The organism is Streptomyces sp. NPDC053048, assembly GCF_044547045.1.
GTDB lineage: Bacteria > Actinomycetota > Actinomycetes > Streptomycetales > Streptomycetaceae > Streptomyces.
This window is the reverse complement of record NZ_JBITZS010000015.1, coordinates 1-19,981: the sequence shown is the minus strand read 5'-3', so window position 1 is coordinate 19,981 and position 19,981 is coordinate 1. Positions and strand designations below refer to the sequence as shown.

Sequence of the window (19,981 nt, the reverse complement as noted above, 5' to 3'; positions counted from 1 at the left end):
GACACGCAACGCGAAAGGCGCACCCGCTCCGGCGGGTGCGCCTTTCGCGCGTTGGGGGGGGGGCTGGCCGGCTCAGTCCGGCACCTGGATGATCGGGAACGTGCCCGTGCTCGTCGGCGACGACTCCGGCAGCCACAGCACCGCGATCGCGCCGCCCCCGCCCTCCGCCTCGGGATCGGCGTTGCGGAAGGTCAGCCGGGCGCCCAGGACGCGGGCCTGGCCCGCGGCGATCGTCAGGCCCAGGCCGTGGCCCTTGCCGGCCCGGTCCTTGCTGCCGGTGCGGAAGCGGCTGGGGCCCTCGCGCAGCAGCTCCTCCGGGAAGCCGGGGCCGTGGTCGCGCACGCGCAGCACCCGGCCCTCGACGGCGACCTCGACCGGGCCCTTGCCGTGCTTGGCGGCGTTGGCCAGCAGGTTGCCCAGGATCCGCTCCAGGCGGCGCGGGTCGGTGGAGACGTAGGCGTTGCGCACCACGGTGACCCGGGCCTCCGGGGCCACCGACCGCACCCGGCGCTCGACGAACTCGCCCAGCTCGATGTCCTGCATCTCGGCGCGCTCGGCGAAGCCGTCCAGCCGGGCGACCTCCAGGACGTCCTCGACGAGCGTGCGCATGGCCTGGGCGCGGTCGCGCACCAGCTCGGTCGGCCGGCCCGGCGGCAGCAGCTCCGCCGCCGTCAGCAGGCCTGTCACGGGCGTGCGCAGCTCGTGGGCGATGTCGGCCGTGACGCGCCGCTCGGCCTCGAGCCGGTCGCGCAGCGCCTCGGCCATGCCGTCCACGGCCCGCGCGAGGTCGTCCGTCTCGTCGCGCACGCGCCCGCCGATGGCGTCGCGCACCCGGACGTCCGGATCGTCTCCGTCGGCGAGCTTGCGGGCGGCGGTGGCAGCCTTGCGCAGGCGGCTCGAGAGCTGGCCGCCGACGAGGATGCCCAGCGCGCAGCCGCCCAGGACGACCGACACCGAGCCGATGATCAGCGCCCGGTCGAGGTCCCTGAGGATGTCGTAGCGGTCCTTGAACCGGGTGTGAATGGAGAGGATCTTGCCGTCCCGCAGCGGCGTGGAGGCCCAGACCTCGGGGGCGCCCGTGCCGTTGTCCTGCAGGTAGGTGGCGCGCAGCCCGAGCTCGGCCGCCTCGCGCAGCGGCTTGGGCAGCGCGGGGTCGTTCACCTGGGCGCGCAGCATCCGCTTGCCGCCGGTGGACTCGTAGTAGCGCTGGGCAATCTGTACGCGGTCGTCCATCTGGTCGCGGCTGCTGTTGAGCATGGAGACCCGCGCCGCGTTGTGCACGACGACGCTGAGCGCGACGGCCACGAGCGCGCCGACGCCCGCGATGGCCAGGCTGACCTTCCAGCGCAGGCCGCTGCGGAGGGCAAGTTTCACCACGGGAGTCTCACCACGACACGATCACGATCAGCCTCGGAGCTTGTAGCCGAAGCCACGCACCGTCTCGATGCGGTCCTGGCCGATCTTTCCGCGCAGGCGCTGGACGTGCACGTCCACCACTCGGGTGTCGCCGCCCCAGCCGTAGTCCCAGACGCGCTCGAGCAGCCGGTCGCGGGAGAGGACCGTGCCGGGCGCGGCCGAGAACTCCAGCAGCAGCCGCATCTCGGTGGGGGTCAGCGCGACGGGCGCGCCGGCCTTGCGGACCTCCATGCCCTCGGTGTCGACCTCCAGATCGCCGAAGCGCAGGACGCCGCCCTCGATCGCCTCGGACGCGGCCTCCGGCCCCGCGCCGCCCGCGGCGCCGCTGGCGTGCCCGAAGCGGCGCAGGACGGCCCGTATGCGGGCGACCAGCACGGCGCCGTCGAAGGGCTTGGTGACGTAGTCGTCGGCACCGGCCTCCAGGCCCAGCACGACGTCGATGGAGTCCGCGCGCGCGGACAGCATGATCACGGGGACGGTCGACTCGTCACGGATCCGGCGGCACAGGCTGACGCCGTCCAGCCCCGGGACCATCACGTCCAGCAGGGCGATGTCGGGCCGCCGGGCGCGGAAGCTCTCCAGCCCCGTCAGCCCGTCCGGCACCGCGGTGACCACGAAGCCGTCGCGCTCCAGGGCGAGCTGCGTAGCCTCGCGGATGACGTCGTCGTCCTCGACGAAGAGGACATGCGTATCGGCCACGCTGCTCTCAGCCCTCCGTTCCTTCGCTCGGCACCTTGCCGGTGTTGCCGACCTTGCCGAAGTCGGTGTGGGTGCGGCCGGTCTCGCGGAAGGAGTCGTCGGTCCAGTGGTAGGTCACGACGTCCTCGCCGGAGGCGCAGCAGACGGCGTCGCCCGGCCCGTAGACCTGCCGGGTGATCGTGAGATCACGCCGGTCGATGTCGGCGTAGACGGGCGCCTGCTCGGCCACGAACACATTCTCGTACGTGTTGCCCTTGGCACGGTACACATAGGAACCGACACCGACGGAATCGCCGCACGTCAGGACGTTCACCACGACGTCGGGCCGGGAGCCGCCGGTCAGCTTCCCGTAGATCACGTCGACCGGGTACTGGTCCTTGACGCACGGCTTGAGGTTCTTCTTGACCTGCTCGCTGACCTTGGGGTCGGACTTGATCAGCTTGACGGCGTCGACCTTCTCCTGGGGTGCGACGGCCGACGCGGACGCCGAGGGCGTCCGTGGGGTGGCGGCCTTGGCCGCCGGCTGGGTCTGTGCGGGCCCCTCCTTGCGCACGCCCTCGCCGCTCGTACCGCATCCGGCAAGCAGCAGACCGGCGGTGGCGGCCATCGCCGTGACCGCCCCGCCGGTGATCAGTGCCGGTCTGATCCTGGAGATCCGGTGACCGGCAGCCCTGCTCAGGCCGCGCACCGTTCGCGCCCCCGATCGTTGCGCTCGAGGGCGTGGAAGTCCAGGTCGCGGCTCTCCAGCTCCTGGCGCAGCCGGGCCAGCGCACGGTGCAGCGTGCTCTTGACCGTACCGGTCGACATGCCGAGCGCCTCCGCGGTCTCCTCGGTGCTCATCTGCTCCCAGTGTCGCAGGACGACCACGCTGCGCTGCTTCGGCGCCAGCACGCCGAGGATGTCCATCAGCAGGGCGCGGTCGGCGTGCTGCTCGGTGCCGTCCTCGACGCTGGCGTCGGGAAGCTGCTCGGTGGGCACCTCGTCGAGCTTGCGGGCGCGCCACCACTCCGTACGGGTGTTGATCATGACGCGGCGCAGGTAGGCGTCGGCCAGCGACTTGTCCGCTATGCCCTCCCAGCGGCCGTAGGTGCGGACGAGGGCGGTCTGGAGCAGGTCCTGCGCGTCGATGGGGTCCGGGACGAGGCGGCGGGCGCTGCGCAGGAGGGCGTCCTGACGGTTGCGCACGTACTCTTCGAAGTCCAGAACCTTGCCGCTGCTGGCCATACTCGCAGCCTCCATTCCGCTTGCGTTCCCCGCGCCACGCTGGCAGTCGTCCAGCACGGGTAGGACGCTACGGACGGGCTGTTGCGACGTGATGTGCAGCAGCCCTTCGGCTGGTGCACAGCTATCCATAGGTTGTGTAACAGCGGGTCGGCAGGGGTGGGGAAAGGGCGGCTCTGTCCGGTTAGGGAGGGCTGGAATGCGGGGCTTCTGTTACGTGAGTGGCAGGCGGTACATCCCGCCCGGGAGCGGCTCCACCAGTCCGTCCGCCACCAGCCCGTCCAGCGCCCTGGCCCGCTGCACCGGCTCGTGCCAGACCGCGTCCAGCGAGGCCTGCGGAACGGGCGCCACCGCCTCGCGCAGCACCGCCAGCAGCTTGCCGCGCACCTGCCGGTCCGTGCCGGCGTAGGTCTGGCCCCGGCGCGGCGGGCCGTCGTGGGCCGGGGAACCGGCGGCCAGCCAGGCGCACCGGTCGGCGATCGGGCAGCGGCCGCACGCGGGCGTGCGGGCCGTGCACACCAGCGCGCCCAGCTCCATCGTGGCCGCGGCCCAGCGGGCCGCCACCGGCTCCTGCTCGGGCAGCAGGGCGCGGGCCAGCCGCCGCTCGGCGGCCGTGGTGGCGTTCGGCGGGTACTGCTCGCCGCTCACCGCACGGGCGAAGACCCGGCGGACGTTGGTGTCGAGCACCGCGTGCCGCTGCCCGTACGCGAAGGAGGCCACGGCCGCCGCCGTGTACTCGCCGACTCCCGGCAGCGCCAGCAGCTTGGCGTGATCGCTCGGCACCTCGCCGCCGTGCCGTTCGGTGATCGCCGAGGCGGCGGCGTGCAGCCGCAGGGCGCGGCGCGGGTAGCCCAGCCGTCCCCAGGCGCGGACCGCCTCGCCGGGCGGCTCGGCGGCCAGGTCGGCCGGGCGCGGCCAGCGGGCGAGCCACTGCTCGTACAACGGCAGCACCCGGTTGACCGGGGTCTGCTGCAGCATGAACTCGCTGACCATCACGCCCCACGGCCCGGCCTCCGGGCGGCGCCAGGGCAGGTCGCGGGCGTGCGCGCCGAACCAGTCGATGACGGGGGCGTGCAGCAGGGTGGACGTCTGGGGCGTGGTGGCCGTCCGGCGGGTGGTGGCCGGCGGAGCGGGCGGCGTGGCAGGCATCGCAGTCATGACCCTTCCGATCCTGGCATGCGTGTGTGCGGCGGCGAAACGCGCCGGGCCCTGCTCGGCCATACGTACGTGCCCATGACACCTCGTTCGGGTGACCGGGCCCTGCTCTCCCTAGGCTGGCCCCCATGACGGATACGCAGGCCGGGCCGCCGGAAGAGATCAGGGCCGCTCTCGGCGCGCACACGACCCTCACCCTGGCTTACGCGGATGAGGACGGGCCGCAGGCTTGCGCCTTGCTCTACGCGGTTCGCGACGGGCTCGTTCCCGTCCTTCTCTTTGTCACCTCTCCCACTACTCGCCATGGCCGTGCCCTCGCTGCGGGTGCCGGAGCCGCGCGCGTCGCCTTCACCGTGCAGCGCGACGGGCAGGAGTGGACCGAGCTGACCGGTATTCAGGGGCGTGGTGTGTGCCGCCCGCTGGAGGGTGAGGAGCGTGCTGCCGCCTGGCCTGCTTATGGCGCGCGCTTTCCCTACGTGGAACGGAATGAGCAACTCCGGATCGCTCTGGAGCGCACGGCCCTCTGGGAACTGCGGCCCGACTGGCTGCGTCTGATCGACAACGCGCGCGGGTTCGCGCACAAGGTCGAGTGGTCGCGCGTCGGTTCGGGCTGAGCGCGGCCCGAACGCGACGGCGACGCTCCGTGCTCGCGCGGTGCACAATCGGTGCACGAGCGCTCCAACAGGCCAGCTTCCGGGCACATGATGGGAAAAGTAGGCACTCCTACGGCGGGTACTGGCTGGTCCCGTGCCCGATCTCTCGTAGAGTCCTCCCGTGGGATCTCTGCGCAATCCGATCGGGCCGCTTCCCTCCTCCATCTACTGGCGGCGGAGGGCAGTTGCGCTTGGCCTGCTCGGCATTCTCGTACTGGTGGTGCTGTGGCTGCTGGCCCTCGGGGGTGACGGCGGCTCGGAGGGCGAGCAGAGCAAGGGCTCGTCCGACGGCAAGGGCCAGGCGGACACCACCATCACGCCCGGCCCCACGCCGTCCGGCCCGTACATCAGCCAACGGCCCGGCGGGCGTGGTGAGTCGGGCTCGGGCGGTGGCGCCGGCGGCGGCAGTGGTGGCAGTGGCGGCCAGGCCGGTTCCGGTTCCGGTGGTGGTTCCGGCTCAGGCAGCGGTGGTTCCGTCGGCAGCGGCTTCGGTGGTGGCCCCGGGCTGCTGGTGAGCGGCGGCGGCAAGGCCGTGGCGGCCGGAACGAGCCTGCCCGACTGCACGGCGGGATCGGTGAAGGTGAGCATCCGCACCGTCAAGGACACCTACAAGCCCGACGAGAAGCCCAAGTTCGAACTGGTCGTGCAGAACTCCGGCAGCAGCGCCTGCGCGGTGAACTTCGGGGCCGCCGCCGCGCTGCTGAAGATCACGGACAGTAAGGGCGAGGAGCATGTCTGGGCGTCCGACGACTGCCCCCGCGGCACCGGCGCCGTGCTCTTCGAGGTGCCGGGCTCCGGCGAGACCAAGCGCACGCTGGAGTGGGACCGCAAGCGCAGCGCCCCGCGCTGCGCGACGCCGTCGGGCAGCGGGGCTGCGGCCCCCGGCACGTACAAGGTCGAGGTCAAGGTGGCGGGCGTCACCGAGAAGACGGAGTTCGTTCTGGAGAAGGCCTGAGGCCTCGGCTCCGGGATGGATCTCCGGGATGGCTGAAGGCCCCGCCGGCTTTTCCGGCGGGGCCTTCAGCTCTGTTTGTGCGTGCCTTACACGTACCGTTCCAGGATCGACGACTCCGCCAGGCGCGACAGGCCCTCGCGCACCGAGCGGGCGCGGGCCTCCCCGACGCCGTCGACCGTCTGCAGGTCGTCCACGCTCGCGGCGAGCAGCTTCTGCAGCCCACCGAAGTGGTCCACGAGCCGTTCGATGATGGCGCCGGGCAGCCGGGGCACCTTCGCCAGCAGGCGGTAGCCGCGCGGGGAGACCGCCGAGTCCAGCGTCTCCGGGGAGCCGCTGTAGCCCAGGGCGCGCGCCACGATGGGCAGTTCGAGCAGCTCGGGGTGGCTGAGCGAGTCCAGCTCGGACATGGCCTCGGCGACCGTGCGGGTGCGCTTGGCGGTCGGCTCGGGGACGTAGTCCCGCACGACCAGCTCGCGCTCCGGCTCGACGCCCGCGATCAGCTCCTCCAGCTGCAGGGAGAGCAGCCGTCCGTCGGTGCCCAGCTCGACCACGTACTCCGCGATCTCCGTGGCGATGCGGCGCACCAGCTCGAGCCGCTGCGAGACGGCCGTGACGTCGCGGACGGTGACCAGATCCTCGATCTCCAGCGCGGAGAGCGTGCCGGCGACCTCGTCCAGGCGCAGCTTGTAGCGCTCGAGCGTGGCCAGGGCCTGGTTGGCGCGCGAGAGGATCGCGCCCGACTCCTCCAGGACGCGGCGCTCCCCGCCCACGTACAGCGCGATCAGCCGCATCGACTGGCTGACCGAGATGACGGGGAAGCCGGACTGGATGGAGGCGCGCTGCGCGGTGCGGTGGCGGGTGCCGGTCTCCTCGGTGGGGATCGACGCGTCCGGGTAGAGCTGGACGCCCGCCCGCACGATCTTGCTGCAGTCCTTGTCGAGGATCAGCGCGCCGTCCAGCTTGCACAGCTCGCGCAGCCGGGTGGCGGTGAACTCCACGTCCAGGACGAAGCCGCCGGTGCACATCGCCTCGACGGTCTTGTCCATGCCCAGGACGATGAGCCCGCCGGTGTTGCCGCGAAGGACACGCTCCAGGCCGTCGCGCAGGGCCGTGCCGGGCGCGACGGCGCTCAGGGAGGAGCGCATCAGCTGGTCGGAGCCACCGGAGCCGCCTCCGGCCTTGCCGGGGCCCGATGCCCGGTCGTTGGCTGCCACTGCACTCCTCCGGTCGCAAGGTCAGATGCCTCGGGCCGCCCGGCTGTCGCGTACGCGCCGTCGTACACGCCGTGCGCGTCGCGCGGGTCGTGTGCGTCGGTGCGTACGTACGGGCGGGACCAGGGCAAAGTCTACTGGCGCCCAGCCTATTAGGGGGCTGTCCTCAGCTCTCCTCAGGTCGGGCCCCGGCCACGGCGCCCCGTCCGCCGCCCCGGCCGCCCTCGCTCCGGCCCTCGACGCGGCCCTCTCGGCGGGGTCTGCCGGGCAGCACCCGCAGGGCCTCGCCTATGTCCGAGACCTCCAGGACGCGCATGCCGCTGGGCACCTTGCCGGGGTCGCCCGGCACCAGGGCGTGGGTGAAGCCGAGCCGGGCCGCCTCGGCCAGCCGCCGCTGGACGCCCGTGACCCGCCGCACCTCGCCCGCCAGGCCCACCTCGCCGATGGCCACCAGGTTCTTCGGCAGCGGGGTGTCGCTCGCGGCGCTGGCCAGGGCGAGGGCCACGGCCAGGTCGGCGGCGGGCTCGGAGAGCTTCACCCCGCCGACGGTGGCGCTGTAGATGTCGCGCTTGCCCAGGGCGCTGATGCGGCCGCGCTGCTCCAGGACGGCGAGCATCATCGAGACCCGGGAGGTCTCCAGGCCGGAGGTGGTGCGGCGGGGCGAGGGGATCTGGGAGTCGACGGTCAGCGCCTGCACCTCGGCCACCAGCGGCCGCCGTCCCTCGAGGGTGACCGTCAGGCAGGTGCCGGGCACGGGCTCGTCGCGCCGGGTCAGGAAGAGGCCGCTGGGGTCGGCCAGGCCCGTGATGCCCTCGTCGTGCAGCTCGAAGCAGCCGACCTCGTCGGTCGCCCCGTAGCGGTTCTTCACGCCGCGCACCAGGCGCAGCCGGGCGTGCCGGTCGCCCTCGAAGTGCAGCACCACGTCGACCAGGTGCTCCAGCAGGCGGGGGCCGGCGATGGCGCCGTCCTTGGTGACGTGGCCGACCAGCAGCGTGGACATGCCGCGCTCCTTGGACGCGCGGATCAGGGCGCCCGCCACCTCGCGCACCTGGGCCATGCCGCCGGGCGCGCCGTCGATCTCGGGGGAGGCCACGGTCTGGACGGAGTCCAGGATCAGCAGGGAGGGCTTGACCGAGTCCAGATGGCCGAGAACGGCCGACAGGTCCGTCTCGGCGGCGAGGTAGAGGTGCTCGGAGAGGGCATTGATGCGGTCGGCGCGCAGGCGGACCTGGCTCGCCGACTCCTCGCCCGTCACATAGAGGGTGCGGTGCTCGTCCGAGGCCGCGCGCGCCGCCACGTCCAGCAGCAGCGTCGACTTGCCGACGCCGGGCTCGCCCGCGAGCAGCACCACGGCGCCGGGCACCAGGCCGCCGCCCAGGACGCGGTCCAGCTCGGGCACGCCCGTGCTGCGCGCGGTGGCCTGCCGGCCGTCCACCTGCCCGATCGGCACGGCGGCGGACGTGACCCGGCCGGGGGCCGTCGTGCGGACGGCGGGCGCGCCGAACTCCTCGACCGTGCCCCACGCCTGGCACTCGGGGCAGCGGCCGAGCCACTTGGCGGTGGTCCAGCCGCACTCGGTGCAGCGGTAGGAGGGCCGGTCTTTGGAGGACGAGCGGGAGGTACGGGCAGCCATGCGAACCACCGTAGCGGTGGGCACTGACAGCGCCGGGCCGGCACCGGCCACCGCGCCGGAGTGGTCTCGTCCGCTCGTAGCCGCCTCATGCGGCATTCGGTGCGGAATTGATGCCTCCTGTCCCCCTTCGAGGGAGAGAGTCACCCGTATGGGTTAAACCTGGGTGGGCAGGGCGAACGAGAGCGCACCATCCGCCTACCGTCGCCGGGATGATGACGCCCGAGCCCCCCACGCATGCCACCGGCGCGCACCGCGCATCCCGCCGTGCGCCGCGCGCGGCCCAGCCCCCGGTCGTCGAGAACCCCGCCGCCGAGCCCCCCACCGTCGGAACCGCCGTCTTCGCCCCCCGCCCCGCCTCCGGGCCCATCGGCATCGCCCCCGCCCCCGCTTCCGCTCCCACCACCGAGGACGACTCAACCGAGGACGACTCCGCCGAGAACCGCTACGAACCCCACCTCGACGGCCTGTTCACCTATTGCCTGTCCGTCCTGTGCGACCACGACGCAGCCGTCGCCGCCCTCGGCGAGGCCCTCGCCCTCGCCGTGCGCCGCGCCGACCGCGCCCCCGCCGCGCAGGAGGCGCACCGCGCCTGGCTGTACGCCCTGGCCCGCTGGGAATGCCTGCGCCGCCTCGCCACCCCCGGGACGCGGCCCGCCGACCCCGGCACCGGCGACGCCCGCGCCCGCGCCGAACTGGCCCTGCTCGCCTGGCCCGAGGCCGCCGGCACCACCGCCGAGCAGCGCGAGGCACTCGAACTGGCCGTCCGGCACGGGCTGGCCCCCCACGAGGTCGCCGCCGTGCTGCGCCTCGACCACGAGGCCGCGCGGGCGCTGCTGTCCAGCGCCGCCTGCGAGGTCGAGCGCACCCGCACCGCGCTCGCCGTGGTGGAGTCCGGCCGCTGCGCGATCGTCACCCGCTTCGTGGGCGACACCGAAGTGCTGCTGGGCGCCGCGCTCCGGCGCGAGCTGGTGCGCCACGTCGACGAGTGCGCCGACTGCCGCCGCACCGCCGAGCGCGCCACCGCCGGCGAGCCCTGGCCCGGCACCGCGGCCTCCTCCGCCCCCCTGCCCGTCCTCGAGGCACCGCGGCCCGCGGCGCGCTCCGCGATGCTGCGCGCCCTGGGCCCGCGTCCCCCGCGCCGGCGCTCGGCCACCGCGCACGCCACCCCGCGCTTCGACCGCGGCGGCTTCCCGCTCGCCCCCAAGGACCGCGCCGCCCGCCGCGGCCGCCTGCGCAGCCGGGCGCTGACGACCACCGTCGTGGCGACCGTCGTCGCCGCGCCCGTCCTGGCGCTGTGGGCCGCCTACCGCGGCGGCTCGCTGGGGGAGGGGCAGGGCGCCGCCGCCGTCACCGCGCCGGACACCGACAGCCTGGGCGGCAGCCCCGACGAGGGCTCGTACCGCGATCCCTACGGGTACGAGGACGGGCACGAAGAGGAACCGGCCGGGCCGGCGGCCCCGTCGGCGGCCCAGCGGCTCTCCGAGGTCTCCGTCGCCGTCCTCGGCACGGGCCCCGGGCGGCTGACGGTTGAGGCACGGCCGGGCGGGGGCGCCACGCTCATCACCCTCACCGCCAGCGGCGGCGAGCTGGTCAGCTGGTCCATGTCGGCGGACGCGCCCTGGCTGCGGCTGAGCCAGCCCGGCGGCGTGCTGCGGCCGGGCCAGACGGTGACGGTCAGCGTGGACGTGGACCCCGGCCGGGTGCCGGCCGGGCCCTGGCGGGCCCGGGTCGCTGTTGCGCCCGGCGGCGCCTCGGTGACGCTGGAGGGGCGGGGCGGCTCGTTCCCCTGACGCGGCGGCGGGGGGCCCGGCCCCCCCCCGCCCCCCCCCGCCCCGCGCGGGCCCCCGCCGGGCCCCGGCCGGCGGGGGGCGGGGGGGTCCGCGGGGCCGGGCGGGACCCGGAGGCGGGGGGGGGGGGGGGGGCCCCCGGGCGGGGGGGGGCCCGCCGGGCCCCACCGCCGGCTGACCCAGGACGGGCGCGACCGCCGGCTGACCCAGGACCGGCGGTGACCGTCGGCTACGCAGGACCGGCGCGATACCGGAAGCCCCTCAGCGGGCGTCCGCCGGATGCGGGGCCATCGGCAGGAGCGAGGCCATCCGCTCCTCGCACAGCTCCACCAGGCGCGCGTACCCCTTCTTGCCCATCAGCTCGATCAGCTCCGCCCGGTACGTCACGAACACCGGCTCCCCGGCCCCGTGCGCGGACCGCGCGGACGTGCACCACCAGTGCAGGTCGTGCCCGCCCGGACCCCAGCCGCGCCGGTCGTACTCGCCGATCGTGATCTGCAGCACCTGGGTGTCGTCCGGGCGCTCGATCCAGTCGTACGTCCGCCGCACCGGCAGCTGCCAGCACACGTCCGGCTTGGTCTCCAGCGGTTCGCGGCCCTCCTTCAGGGCCAGGATGTGCAGCGAGCACCCGGCGCCGCCCGCGAAGCCGGGCCGGTTCTGGAAGATGCACGAGCCCTTCCAGCGCCGGGTCTGCCGCTCGCCGTCGTCCTCGTCGAGCTGCGTCCAGCCGGACTCGGTGCCCACGTCGTGGAACTGCCAGATGTCCGGTGTCAGCCGGGCCACGTGCCCGGCGACCCGCTTCTCGTCCTCCTCGTCGGAGAAGTGCGCGCCCAGCGTGCAGCACCCGTCGTCCGCGCGCCCGGCCTTGATGCCCTGGCAGCCGCTGCCGAAGACGCACGTCCAGCGCGAGGTCAGCCAGGTCAGGTCGCAGCGGAAGACCTGCTCGTCGTCGGAGGGGTCGGGGAATTCGACCCAGGCGCGGGCGAAGTCCAGCCCGACCTCGTCGGGGACCTCGACGTCGGCGTCGGGGGCGACCGTCACGGTCTTGGACGCCTTGCCCGCACCCTTTGTCTGCTTCTTGGAGGCCTTGTCCCGCGCTTTGTCCGGATTCGCCTTCTTCGTCTTCGCCACGCCTTAAGCGTAAGCGCCAGAAGCGGCCCAGTAGCGTTCAGGCCATGAGACTCGGTGTCCTCGACGTGGGTTCGAACACGGTCCACCTGCTGGTGGTCGACGCACACCCCGGTGCCCGTCCGCTGCCCGCCCACTCGCACAAGGCCGAGCTGCGCCTGGCCGAGCTGATCGACGAGGACGGAGCCGTCAGCGACGCCGGGATAGACCGGCTCGTCTCGGTGATCCACGACGCGCTCCGGGCCGCCGAGGACAAGGGCGTCGAGGAAGTCCTCCCCTTCGCCACCTCCGCCGTCCGCGAGGCCTCCAACGCGGACGCCCTCATCGCCCGCGTCCAGCGGGAGACGGGCGTCGCCCTGCCCGTGCTCACCGGCGTGGAGGAGGCCCGGCTCACCTTCCTCGCCACCCGCCGCTGGTTCGGCTGGTCGGCCGGAAAGCTGCTCGTCCTCGACATCGGCGGCGGCTCCCTCGAGATCGCCCTCGGCCTCGACGAGGAGCCCGACGCCGCCGCCTCCCTCCCGCTCGGCGCCGGTCGCCTCACCACCGGCTGGCTCCCCGCCGACCCGCCCGACCCCGCGGACGTACGGATCCTGCGCCGCCACGTCCGCACGGAGATCGCCCGCACCGTCGGCGACTTCGCCCGCCTCGGCACCCCCGACCGCGCCGTCGCCACCTCCAAGACCTTCAAACAGCTCGCCCGGATCGCCGGAGCCGCCCGTTCCGCCGACGGCCTGTACGTCCAGCGCACCCTCGGCCTGAAGTCGCTGACGGAGTGGGTGCCCAGGCTCGCCGCGATGACTGCCGGGCGCCGCGCCGAGCTGCCCGGAGTGTCGGAGGGACGCGCACGGCAGCTGCTCGCGGGCGCGCTGGTCGCGGAGGCGGCGATGGACCTGTTCGGCCTCGAGGAAGTGGACCTCTGCCCCTGGGCGCTGCGCGAGGGCGTCATCCTGCGCAGGCTGGACCACCTGCCGGTGTAGGGCTCGACCACCTGCCGGTGCAGGGACGGGTCCGCAACGTGACGTCCTCGGCGCGACGTCGGAGACGTGACCGACGGCACGCCCGTGACGCACCCCGCGAGCGGGACCACCTGCCCGCCGCCGGAGGGCCGGGCATACGCTGTCCCTCGTGACAGAGCCAGTGGTGCGCATTCCGGATGCGAAGGTCGCGCTGTCAACGGCATCGGTCTATCCCGAGTCGACGGCGACGGCCTTCGAGATCGCCGCGCGCCTGGGCTACGACGGTGTCGAGGTCATGGTGTGGACCGACCCCGTCAGCCAGGACATCGCGGCCCTGCGCCGCCTGTCCGACTACCACCGGGTGCCCATCCTGGCCGTGCACGCGCCCTGCCTCCTGATCACCCAGCGCGTCTGGTCGACCGACCCCTGGGTCAAACTGCAGCGGGCCCGCGCCGCCGCCGAGAAGCTGGGCGCGAGCACGGTCGTCGTCCACCCGCCCTTCCGGTGGCAGCGCTCGTACGCCCGGGAGTTCATCCGCGGGATCTGGCGGATGTCGAACGAGACGGACGTCAGGTTCGCGGTGGAGAACATGTACCCCTGGCGCTACCGCGACCGCGAGATGCTCGCCTACGCGCCCGACTGGGACGTCACCAAGGACGACTACCGGCACTTCACCATCGACCTCTCGCACACGTCGACCGCCCGGACGGACGCCCTCCAGATGATCGACCGGATGGGCGACCGGCTCGCCCACATCCACCTCGCCGACGGCAACGGCTCCGCCAAGGACGAGCACCTCGTCCCGGGGCGCGGCAAACAGCCCTGCGCCGAGGTGCTGGAACGGCTCGCCGTCAGCGGCTTCGATGGGCACGTCGTGATCGAGGTCAACACCCGGCGGGCGATGTCCGCCGCCGAGCGCGAGGCCGACCTGGCGGAGGCCCTGGCCTTCACCCGCCTGCACCTCGCCTCCCCGACGGGCGCCCCCAGGCGATGACCGGCATCCCCGACGCCCCCGGCGCCCCCCGCAGGCGCGGCCGCCCCGCCCGGACCGAAACCGGCGGCGGTCCGGGCGCGCGCGAGCGCATCCTCACCGCCGCCCGCGCCGAATTCGCCGAGCACGGCTACGACAAGGCGTCCATCCGCGGCATAGCCAGGGCCGCGGGCGTCGACCCCGCGCTCGTCCACCACTACTTCGGACCGAAGGAAAAGATCTTCGCCGCGGCCGTCGAGCAGGCCGTCGCGCCCGCCTTCAGCGCCCCCGCCGCGGTCACCGAGGGCCCGCCGGAGGGCGCGGGGGAGCGGCTGGCCCGGTTCGTCCTCGGCGTCTGGGAGGACCCGGTCACCCGCGAGCCGCTGCTCGCGATCGTCCGCTCGGCCGTGGCCAACGAGATCGCGGCGGGCGTCTTCCGCGACCTGATCACCAGCAGGGTGCTCGTCGGCGTCGCCGCCGAGCTGGGCGGGCCGGACGCCCAACTGCGGGCCGAGCTGGCGGCGGCGCAGTTGGTGGGAGTGGCCATGCTGCGGCACATCATCAAGATCGAACCGCTGGCGTCGGCGGACATCGAGCAGGTCGTCGCGATGGCGGCTCCGGCGGTGCAGCGCCACCTGATGGGCACGGGGGCCGACTGACCGGACCGGCGTCCGCCGGCCGTCTCGCATCCCGGAAACTCCGTCCGCGTCGCGGACGAGCGGCGTAGGCTCGAACTCCGACACCAAGGAGTGGAGCTATGCCCGAGCTGAGGTCCCGCACTGTCACCCACGGCCGCAACATGGCGGGCGCCCGAGCCCTTCTGCGGGCCGCGGGCGTAGCACGCGAGGACTTCGGCAAGCCGATCATCGCGGTGGCGAACAGCTTCACCGAGTTCGTGCCCGGCCACACCCACCTCCAGCCGGTCGGCCGGATCGTCTCCGACGCGATCAAGGCGGCGGGCGGCATCCCGCGCGAGTTCAACACCATCGCCGTCGACGACGGCATCGCGATGGGCCACGCCGGCATGCTCTACTCGCTGCCCTCCCGCGACCTGATCGCCGACTCCGTCGAGTACATGGTCGAGGCGCACTGCGCCGACGCGCTGATCTGCATCTCCAACTGCGACAAGATCACGCCGGGCATGCTGATGGCCGCCCTGCGCCTGAACATCCCGGTCGTCTTCGTCTCCGGCGGCCCCATGGAGGCCGGCCAGGCCACCCTCGTCGACGGCACGGTCCGCAAGCTGGACCTGATCAACGCCATCGTGGACGCGGTGAACGAGAACGTCTCCGACGAGGACGTCCTGCGCATCGAGGAGAACGCCTGCCCGACCTGCGGCTCCTGCTCCGGCATGTTCACCGCCAACTCGATGAACTGCCTCACCGAGGCCATCGGCCTGTCCCTGCCCGGCAACGGCTCGGTGCTCGCCACCCACACCGCCCGCAAGGCCCTCTACGAGGACGCCGGCCGCACGGTCGTCGAGATCACCAAGCGCTACTACGAGCAGGGCGACGAGTCCGTCCTGCCGCGCAACATCGCCACCCGCGCCGCGTTCGAGAACGCCATGGCCCTCGACATCGCCATGGGCGGCTCCACCAACACGATCCTGCACCTGCTCGCCGCCGCCCAGGAGGCCGGGCTCGACTACGACCTGACCGACATCGACGCCGTCTCGCGCCGCGTCCCGTGCCTGGCCAAGGTCGCCCCGAACGTCGCCCCCGGCGGCACGTACTACATGGAGGACGTCCACCGCGCCGGCGGTATCCCCGCCATCCTGGGCGAGCTCTACCGCGGCGGACTGCTCAACGAGGACGTCCACACCGTCCACGCCGCCTCGCTGGCCGAGTGGCTCAAGACCTGGGACGTGCGCGGCGGCTCCCCCTCCGCCGAGGCCGTCGAACTCTGGCACGCCGCCCCCGGCTGCGTCCGCTCGGCGACCGCGTTCTCGCAGTCCGAGCGCTGGGAGTCCCTCGACATCGACGCCGCCGGCGGCTGCATCCGCTCGGTCGAGCACGCGTACTCCAAGGACGGCGGGCTCGCCGTCCTCAAGGGCAACCTCGCGGTCGACGGCTGCGTCGTGAAGACGGCCGGCGTCGACGAGTCGATCTGGACCTTCGAGGGCCCGGCCGTCGTCTGCGAGTCGCAGGAGGAGGCCGTGGAGAAGATCCTCTCCAAGGTGGTGAAGGAGGGCGACGTCGTCGTCATCCGCTACGAGGGCCCGCGCGGCGGCCCCGGCATGCAGGAGATGCTCTACCCGACGTCCTTCCTCAAGGGCCGCGGCCTCGGCAAGGCCTGCGCCCTGGTCACCGACGGCCGCTTCTCGGGCGGCACGTCGGGCCTGTCCATCGGCCACGCCTCGCCCGAGGCGGCCTCCGGCGGCACGATCGCGCTCGTCGAGGACGGCGACCGCATCCGCATCGACATCCCGAACCGGTCCATCGAACTGCTGGTCCCCGAAGCCGAGCTGACGGCCCGCCGGGAGGCGCTCGGCGGTACGTACGCCCCGAAGAACCGCGAGCGCAAGGTCTCGGCCGCCCTGCGCGCCTACGCGGCCATGGCGACGAGCGCCGACAAGGGCGCGGTCCGGGACGTGAGCAAGCTGGGGTAGGCGGCGACGGGGGAGCGGGCTGGGGTCGGCTGCCACCGGGACAGGCGGCAGCCGACGGGCGCTCCCTACCGCCAGCGCGCCGGGTTCTGCCCGTCCACCGCGAACACGGTCCCGTCCGGCGCCGCCCCGAACACCTTGCCCCCGGCGGCCACCGGCGCCGGCAGCATCTCGAGGAAGCCCCGCCCGGCCCTGGCCAGGCGGGGCGACGTCTGTCCGAGCAGCACGCCCTTCGTCGTGTCCACGGCCAGCAGTCGGCCGTCGGCGGCGGAGAAGTACAACCGGTCGCCGGCCGCGACGAGCGCCGACGCGTTCGCGACGGACGTCTCCAGCCGCCAGGCGGGCACAGCCCTGTTGGTGTCGAGGGCGGTCAGCCCGCCGTCCGAGGACAGCAGATAGACCGTGTCGCCGGACGGCACGACGCTCGTCGCCTCCAGCGGAACCGACAGCGGGATCCGCCGCTCCCGCCCGATTCCGGGCGCGTAGCGCACGACGGCCGCCACGCGCGTGTGCGCATCGCTCTCAGTGAGATGCAGGACGCCGTGCGGCCCGGTGCCGACGGCCGTCAGGTTGCCGTCCGCCGTCCACTGCCACAGCGTCGTACCGCGCCGCGCGTCGACCGCGACGACCGTCGTCCGCCGGCCGTCCGGCGAGGGCGCGACCGCGTAGGCGGGACCGCTGCCGTAGAAGGAGAAGACGGGCTTGATCCGGCCGGGCAGCGGATGCCGCCACAGCTGCCGGTTCGTCCCGCCGTCGACAGCCGTGACCGTGCCGTCCGGCTCGACCAGCAGCACGGCGTCGCCCGCGTGAAAGACCCGGCCCCCGTACGCGGACACGTCGCGCGTCCAGCGCGGCTCGCCGGTCGCGGGATCGAGGGCGGCCAGCTCGCGCTTGTCGGGCGAGAGCGCGTGCACCAGCCCGCCGGAGACGACGGGCGCGCTCGGGGCGCCCCCGCCGGCCCGCACGGCCTGGGCCTTCCGCCGCCATGCCACCTTGCCGGTGGCGGCGTCCAGCCGGGCGGCGTGCACACCGCGCGCCGAGCAGTAGAGGGCGCGCTCCGCAGAGGTGCAGAACCCGGCCCGGACCTCACCGCTGCCCGCCGCGTCCTCGGGAACGGACGTCTCCCACGGCCGCCAGGACGAACCGGCGGGCGTGGGCCGCGCCTGCGCCGGCTGCCGGCCCAGCCCGTCGATCTCGTTCAGCGCCCAGGTGCCGCCCGCCGCGAGCGCCACGACGACCGCGGTGGCGGCGACGAGCCAGCGGGCGCGGGGGAGACGGGGGAAGCGGCGGGGGCGGGGGCGGGGCTCGTCGGTGGGCGGCTGCTTGACGGGCTGCTCGACGGGGGCGGGAGCCGGGGCCCCGTCCCCGGCCGGGACGGCCGGCAGCATCGCCATGATCGCGTCGGGGGTCGGGCGGTCGGCCGGGTCCTTCGCGAGGCAGGCGCGCACCAGCGGTACGAGATCGTCGGGGACGCCCGCCAGATCGGGCTCGTCGTGGACGACCTGGTACGCGACGATGTACGGACTCTCCGACTCGAACGGCCCCCGCCCGGTCGCCGCGTGCACCAGCAGCGAGGCCAGGGCGAAGACGTCCGCCGCCGGGCCCACCTCACGCGGACGCTGGAACTGCTCGGGCGCCATGAACGGCGGAGTACCGATGAGCTTGCCGGTCTCGGTGCGCAGCTCGCTGTCGTACGGCCGGGAGATGCCGAAGTCGATGACCTTCGGGCCGTCCTCGGCGAGCAGCACGTTGCTGGGCTTGAGGTCCCGGTGCACAAGCCCCGCGCGATGGATGTCGCGCAGCGCCTCCGCGAGCCCGGCCGCCAGCCGCCGCACCTCGTCGGGGCTCAGCGGGCCGTTTCGCTTCACCCGGGCGGAGAGAGTGGGACCGGGGATGTAGAGGGTGGCCATCCAGGGCCGGTCGCCGTCGGGGTCGGCATCGACGACGGACGCGGTGAACGCGCCGCTCACCCGCCGGGCCGCCGCGACCTCCTGCCGGAAACGCGCCCTGAACTCCGGATCCACCGCGTACTCGGCGTGCACCACCTTCACCGCGAGCCGCAGCCCCGAAGCGGACCGCGCCAGATGCACCACGCCCATGCCGCCGGAGCCCAGCCGGCGCTCCAGCCGGTACTGACCCGCATATTCCGGATCGTCCGCTTCCGGTCCCGTTCCGGCACTGCGCAGTGGCGGCATGCCCCCACCCCCGTGTCGCCATGTCATTGGCCGCATGTCGTTTGGCCACTCATTCGGCCGCTTTCGGCGGCTTGCGGAGCCTAATCGATGGGACACGGGGGACCGGGGAGGCGTGCCGTGGGTGCGTTGCTAGCCTGCGCATGACATTTCACCCACGGGGGGAGAGCACCATGGCGTACTACCCGATCGCTCCCGGCCACCAGGTCAACGTCCGCCGGGGACCGAGCACCGACAGCGAACTCGTGAAGGTCCTCCCGCAGGGCTCCAGCGTGCCGATCCGCTGCCAGACCCGCGGCGAGACGATCTCCGGCCCCTGCGGCACCACCGACATCTGGGACTGCATCGCGCCCGGCCAGTACGTGTCCGACTCCTACGTGAAGACCGGCAGCAGCGACTTCGTGGCGGTGCGCTGCTCGGGCTGAGCAGGAGGCGGGGAGAAGGGACGGGGAGAAGGGGAGCGGGGCTGGCGATAATCGACGTATGAGCGATGCGCACGAGCCGGCCGGCCCCCACCCGGAACCGATCCGCTTCTTCGGCACGACCTGGGTCGACCACGACGGCGGCTACGCACTGCGCCGGGCCGGCGTCGCGGTCGGCGCACTGGCCGCGGCCGCGGTGGGCGCGTTCGTCCTGCGGCTCGGCTACGAGGGCCTGGCCATCGCCGAGGTGGGCGGCCTGATCAACGCGATGGTCGTCGTGGCCTTCGCGGTCTGCAGCGCCCTGGCCTTCCGCCGCACGTGGGAGGGCTTCGTACGCCGCCGCCCGGACACGGCGGAGGACGAGGCGAGGGAGCGGTCGATGCAGAGCCTGATGATGATCGGCTTCATCGGCACACTGCTCGCCTACTTCTTCCGGTCCTTCGTGGAAGCCCCCGGCGAGAAGCTCCACCGCGAGGAGTACGAGCAGGCCCGCGCCCGCCATGAGCGCCGACGCTCGACCCGCACGGGCAACCCGGCGGCGAAGACCGCCAAGCGGCGGCGCAAGCACCCCTGAACGTCGTGTAGAGTTCTCCGAGTTGCCACGGGGTCCGCAAGGACGCCGGGACAGCACCTCGAGCCGCACCGGCGGCACTCACCACTTGCACGGCCCTTGAACGGGATGAATTTCGGCGTGCCCGAAATTCTGAACGGGATGGCCCGAGACTCCGATTAGGAGTCACCGGGAAAATCCGCTAAAGTAGTGATCACGCCGGAAGGCGCGAAACACCCCGCTCCAACAGGGGGCCGGAAACGGAATTCGGACCGACTGCTTCATTAAGAAGCGGGAGGGACCGGAAAACGGATCTGGTAAGGTTGGAAACAACGAAGGGAAGCGCCCGGAGGAAAGCCCGAGAGGGTGAGTACAAAGGAAGCGTCCGTTCCTTGAGAACTCAACAGCGTGCCAAAAGTCAACGCCAG

The 19,981-nt window shown here is 73.4% G+C and carries 18 protein-coding genes; 9 read left to right on the top strand and 9 right to left on the bottom strand.

Annotated elements, in window-relative coordinates; translation table 11 throughout:
* Window positions 1-72 precede the first annotated feature (72 nt).
* From cseC to ACIG36_RS31410, 5 genes are all read right to left on the bottom strand, one after another.
* Window positions 73-1,377: a two-component system sensor histidine kinase CseC gene (gene cseC, locus ACIG36_RS31430; RefSeq protein WP_399935346.1), complete on the bottom strand. Its 1,305-nt coding sequence runs from the start codon at window positions 1,375-1,377 to the stop codon at window positions 73-75.
* A 27-nt stretch (window positions 1,378-1,404) separates the two neighbouring features.
* Window positions 1,405-2,115: a two-component system response regulator CseB gene (gene cseB, locus ACIG36_RS31425; RefSeq protein WP_399935343.1), complete on the bottom strand. Its 711-nt coding sequence runs from the start codon at window positions 2,113-2,115 to the stop codon at window positions 1,405-1,407.
* A gap of 7 nt (window positions 2,116-2,122) precedes the next feature.
* Complete coding sequence (locus ACIG36_RS31420; protein WP_399935340.1) at window positions 2,123-2,803, bottom strand: hypothetical protein; 681 nt, start codon at window positions 2,801-2,803, stop codon at window positions 2,123-2,125.
* Window positions 2,791-3,339: a SigE family RNA polymerase sigma factor gene (locus ACIG36_RS31415; RefSeq protein ID WP_190067176.1), complete on the bottom strand. Its 549-nt coding sequence runs from the start codon at window positions 3,337-3,339 to the stop codon at window positions 2,791-2,793. The genes ACIG36_RS31420 and ACIG36_RS31415 overlap by 13 nt, the downstream gene beginning before the upstream one ends.
* A gap of 210 nt (window positions 3,340-3,549) precedes the next feature.
* Window positions 3,550-4,494 (bottom strand): A/G-specific adenine glycosylase, encoded by a 945-nt coding sequence (locus tag ACIG36_RS31410; RefSeq protein WP_399935337.1) that lies wholly within the window; start codon window positions 4,492-4,494, stop codon window positions 3,550-3,552.
* Between the two features lie 125 nt (window positions 4,495-4,619).
* Between ACIG36_RS31410 and ACIG36_RS31405 the strand changes: the two genes are divergently transcribed.
* Together ACIG36_RS31405 and ACIG36_RS31400 are read left to right on the top strand one after the other, a co-directional pair.
* Window positions 4,620-5,105, top strand: coding sequence for a pyridoxamine 5'-phosphate oxidase (locus ACIG36_RS31405; protein ID WP_399935334.1), 486 nt, complete (start codon window positions 4,620-4,622; stop codon window positions 5,103-5,105).
* A 160-nt stretch (window positions 5,106-5,265) separates the two neighbouring features.
* Window positions 5,266-6,099, top strand: coding sequence for a hypothetical protein (locus tag ACIG36_RS31400; protein WP_399935331.1), 834 nt, complete (start codon window positions 5,266-5,268; stop codon window positions 6,097-6,099).
* Window positions 6,100-6,185: 86 nt separating this feature from the next.
* Here ACIG36_RS31400 and disA read toward each other — a convergent pair whose 3' ends face one another.
* Window positions 6,186-7,313: a DNA integrity scanning diadenylate cyclase DisA gene (disA, locus tag ACIG36_RS31395; RefSeq protein WP_399935329.1), complete on the bottom strand. Its 1,128-nt coding sequence runs from the start codon at window positions 7,311-7,313 to the stop codon at window positions 6,186-6,188.
* A gap of 163 nt (window positions 7,314-7,476) precedes the next feature.
* The gene (gene radA / locus ACIG36_RS31390) at window positions 7,477-8,943 is read right to left on the bottom strand and encodes a DNA repair protein RadA (RefSeq protein WP_399935325.1); all 1,467 of its coding nucleotides are present in this window, start codon (window positions 8,941-8,943) and stop codon (window positions 7,477-7,479) included.
* Window positions 8,944-9,152: 209 nt separating this feature from the next.
* Here radA and ACIG36_RS31385 point away from each other — a divergent pair, with 209 nt between their 5' ends.
* Entirely contained in the window at window positions 9,153-10,733 is a 1,581-nt protein-coding gene (locus tag ACIG36_RS31385; RefSeq protein WP_399935322.1) for a hypothetical protein, read from the top strand.
* A 258-nt stretch (window positions 10,734-10,991) separates the two neighbouring features.
* Here the strand turns inward: ACIG36_RS31385 and ACIG36_RS31380 are convergent, their stop codons facing one another.
* Window positions 10,992-11,861, bottom strand: coding sequence for a hypothetical protein (locus ACIG36_RS31380; protein ID WP_399935319.1), 870 nt, complete (start codon window positions 11,859-11,861; stop codon window positions 10,992-10,994).
* Window positions 11,862-11,905: 44 nt separating this feature from the next.
* On the opposite strand from ACIG36_RS31380, the gene ACIG36_RS31375 reads away from it, so the two are divergent.
* The 4 genes from ACIG36_RS31375 (at window position 11,906) to ilvD (ending at window position 16,392) form a co-directional block, all read left to right on the top strand.
* Window positions 11,906-12,835, top strand: coding sequence for a Ppx/GppA family phosphatase (locus ACIG36_RS31375; protein ID WP_399935317.1), 930 nt, complete (start codon window positions 11,906-11,908; stop codon window positions 12,833-12,835).
* Window positions 12,836-12,983: 148 nt separating this feature from the next.
* The gene (locus ACIG36_RS31370; RefSeq protein WP_399935315.1) at window positions 12,984-13,808 is read left to right on the top strand and encodes a sugar phosphate isomerase/epimerase family protein; all 825 of its coding nucleotides are present in this window, start codon (window positions 12,984-12,986) and stop codon (window positions 13,806-13,808) included.
* Entirely contained in the window at window positions 13,805-14,443 is a 639-nt protein-coding gene (locus ACIG36_RS31365) for a TetR family transcriptional regulator (protein WP_399935313.1), read from the top strand. The genes ACIG36_RS31370 and ACIG36_RS31365 overlap by 4 nt, the downstream gene beginning before the upstream one ends.
* A 98-nt stretch (window positions 14,444-14,541) precedes the next feature.
* A complete protein-coding gene (ilvD, locus tag ACIG36_RS31360) occupies window positions 14,542-16,392 on the top strand; it encodes a dihydroxy-acid dehydratase (protein WP_399935310.1) in 1,851 nt (616 codons plus the stop codon).
* Between the two features lie 65 nt (window positions 16,393-16,457).
* On the opposite strand, the gene ACIG36_RS31355 is transcribed toward ilvD, so the two are convergent.
* On the bottom strand, window positions 16,458-18,584 hold the full coding sequence (locus ACIG36_RS31355) for a PQQ-binding-like beta-propeller repeat protein (protein WP_399935309.1): 2,127 nt from the start codon (window positions 18,582-18,584) through the stop codon (window positions 16,458-16,460).
* A 140-nt stretch (window positions 18,585-18,724) separates the two neighbouring features.
* Here ACIG36_RS31355 and ACIG36_RS31350 point away from each other — a divergent pair, with 140 nt between their 5' ends.
* Together ACIG36_RS31350 and ACIG36_RS31345 are read left to right on the top strand one after the other, a co-directional pair.
* Window positions 18,725-19,006, top strand: coding sequence for an SH3 domain-containing protein (locus tag ACIG36_RS31350; protein WP_399935306.1), 282 nt, complete (start codon window positions 18,725-18,727; stop codon window positions 19,004-19,006).
* A gap of 58 nt (window positions 19,007-19,064) precedes the next feature.
* Window positions 19,065-19,577: a hypothetical protein gene (locus ACIG36_RS31345; protein ID WP_399935302.1), complete on the top strand. Its 513-nt coding sequence runs from the start codon at window positions 19,065-19,067 to the stop codon at window positions 19,575-19,577.
* Window positions 19,578-19,981 lie beyond the last annotated feature (404 nt).

Bases quoted from the DNA above. Each gene is read 5' to 3' on its own strand.
- ACIG36_RS31415 (WP_190067176.1), bottom strand. From the start codon at position 3,339: ATGGCCAGCAGCGGCAAGGTTCTGGACTTCGAAGAGTACGTGCGCAAC.
- ACIG36_RS31410 (WP_399935337.1), bottom strand. From the start codon at position 4,494: ATGACTGCGATGCCTGCCACGCCGCCCGCTCCGCCGGCCACCACCCGC.
- ACIG36_RS31405 (WP_399935334.1), top strand. From the start codon at position 4,620: ATGACGGATACGCAGGCCGGGCCGCCGGAAGAGATCAGGGCCGCTCTC.
- radA (WP_399935325.1), bottom strand. From the start codon at position 8,943: ATGGCTGCCCGTACCTCCCGCTCGTCCTCCAAAGACCGGCCCTCCTAC.
- ACIG36_RS31385 (WP_399935322.1), top strand. From the start codon at position 9,153: ATGATGACGCCCGAGCCCCCCACGCATGCCACCGGCGCGCACCGCGCA.
- ACIG36_RS31375 (WP_399935317.1), top strand. From the start codon at position 11,906: ATGAGACTCGGTGTCCTCGACGTGGGTTCGAACACGGTCCACCTGCTG.
- ACIG36_RS31365 (WP_399935313.1), top strand. From the start codon at position 13,805: ATGACCGGCATCCCCGACGCCCCCGGCGCCCCCCGCAGGCGCGGCCGC.
- ilvD (WP_399935310.1), top strand. From the start codon at position 14,542: ATGCCCGAGCTGAGGTCCCGCACTGTCACCCACGGCCGCAACATGGCG.
- ACIG36_RS31355 (WP_399935309.1), bottom strand. From the start codon at position 18,584: ATGCCGCCACTGCGCAGTGCCGGAACGGGACCGGAAGCGGACGATCCG.
- ACIG36_RS31350 (WP_399935306.1), top strand. From the start codon at position 18,725: ATGACATTTCACCCACGGGGGGAGAGCACCATGGCGTACTACCCGATC.
- ACIG36_RS31345 (WP_399935302.1), top strand. From the start codon at position 19,065: ATGAGCGATGCGCACGAGCCGGCCGGCCCCCACCCGGAACCGATCCGC.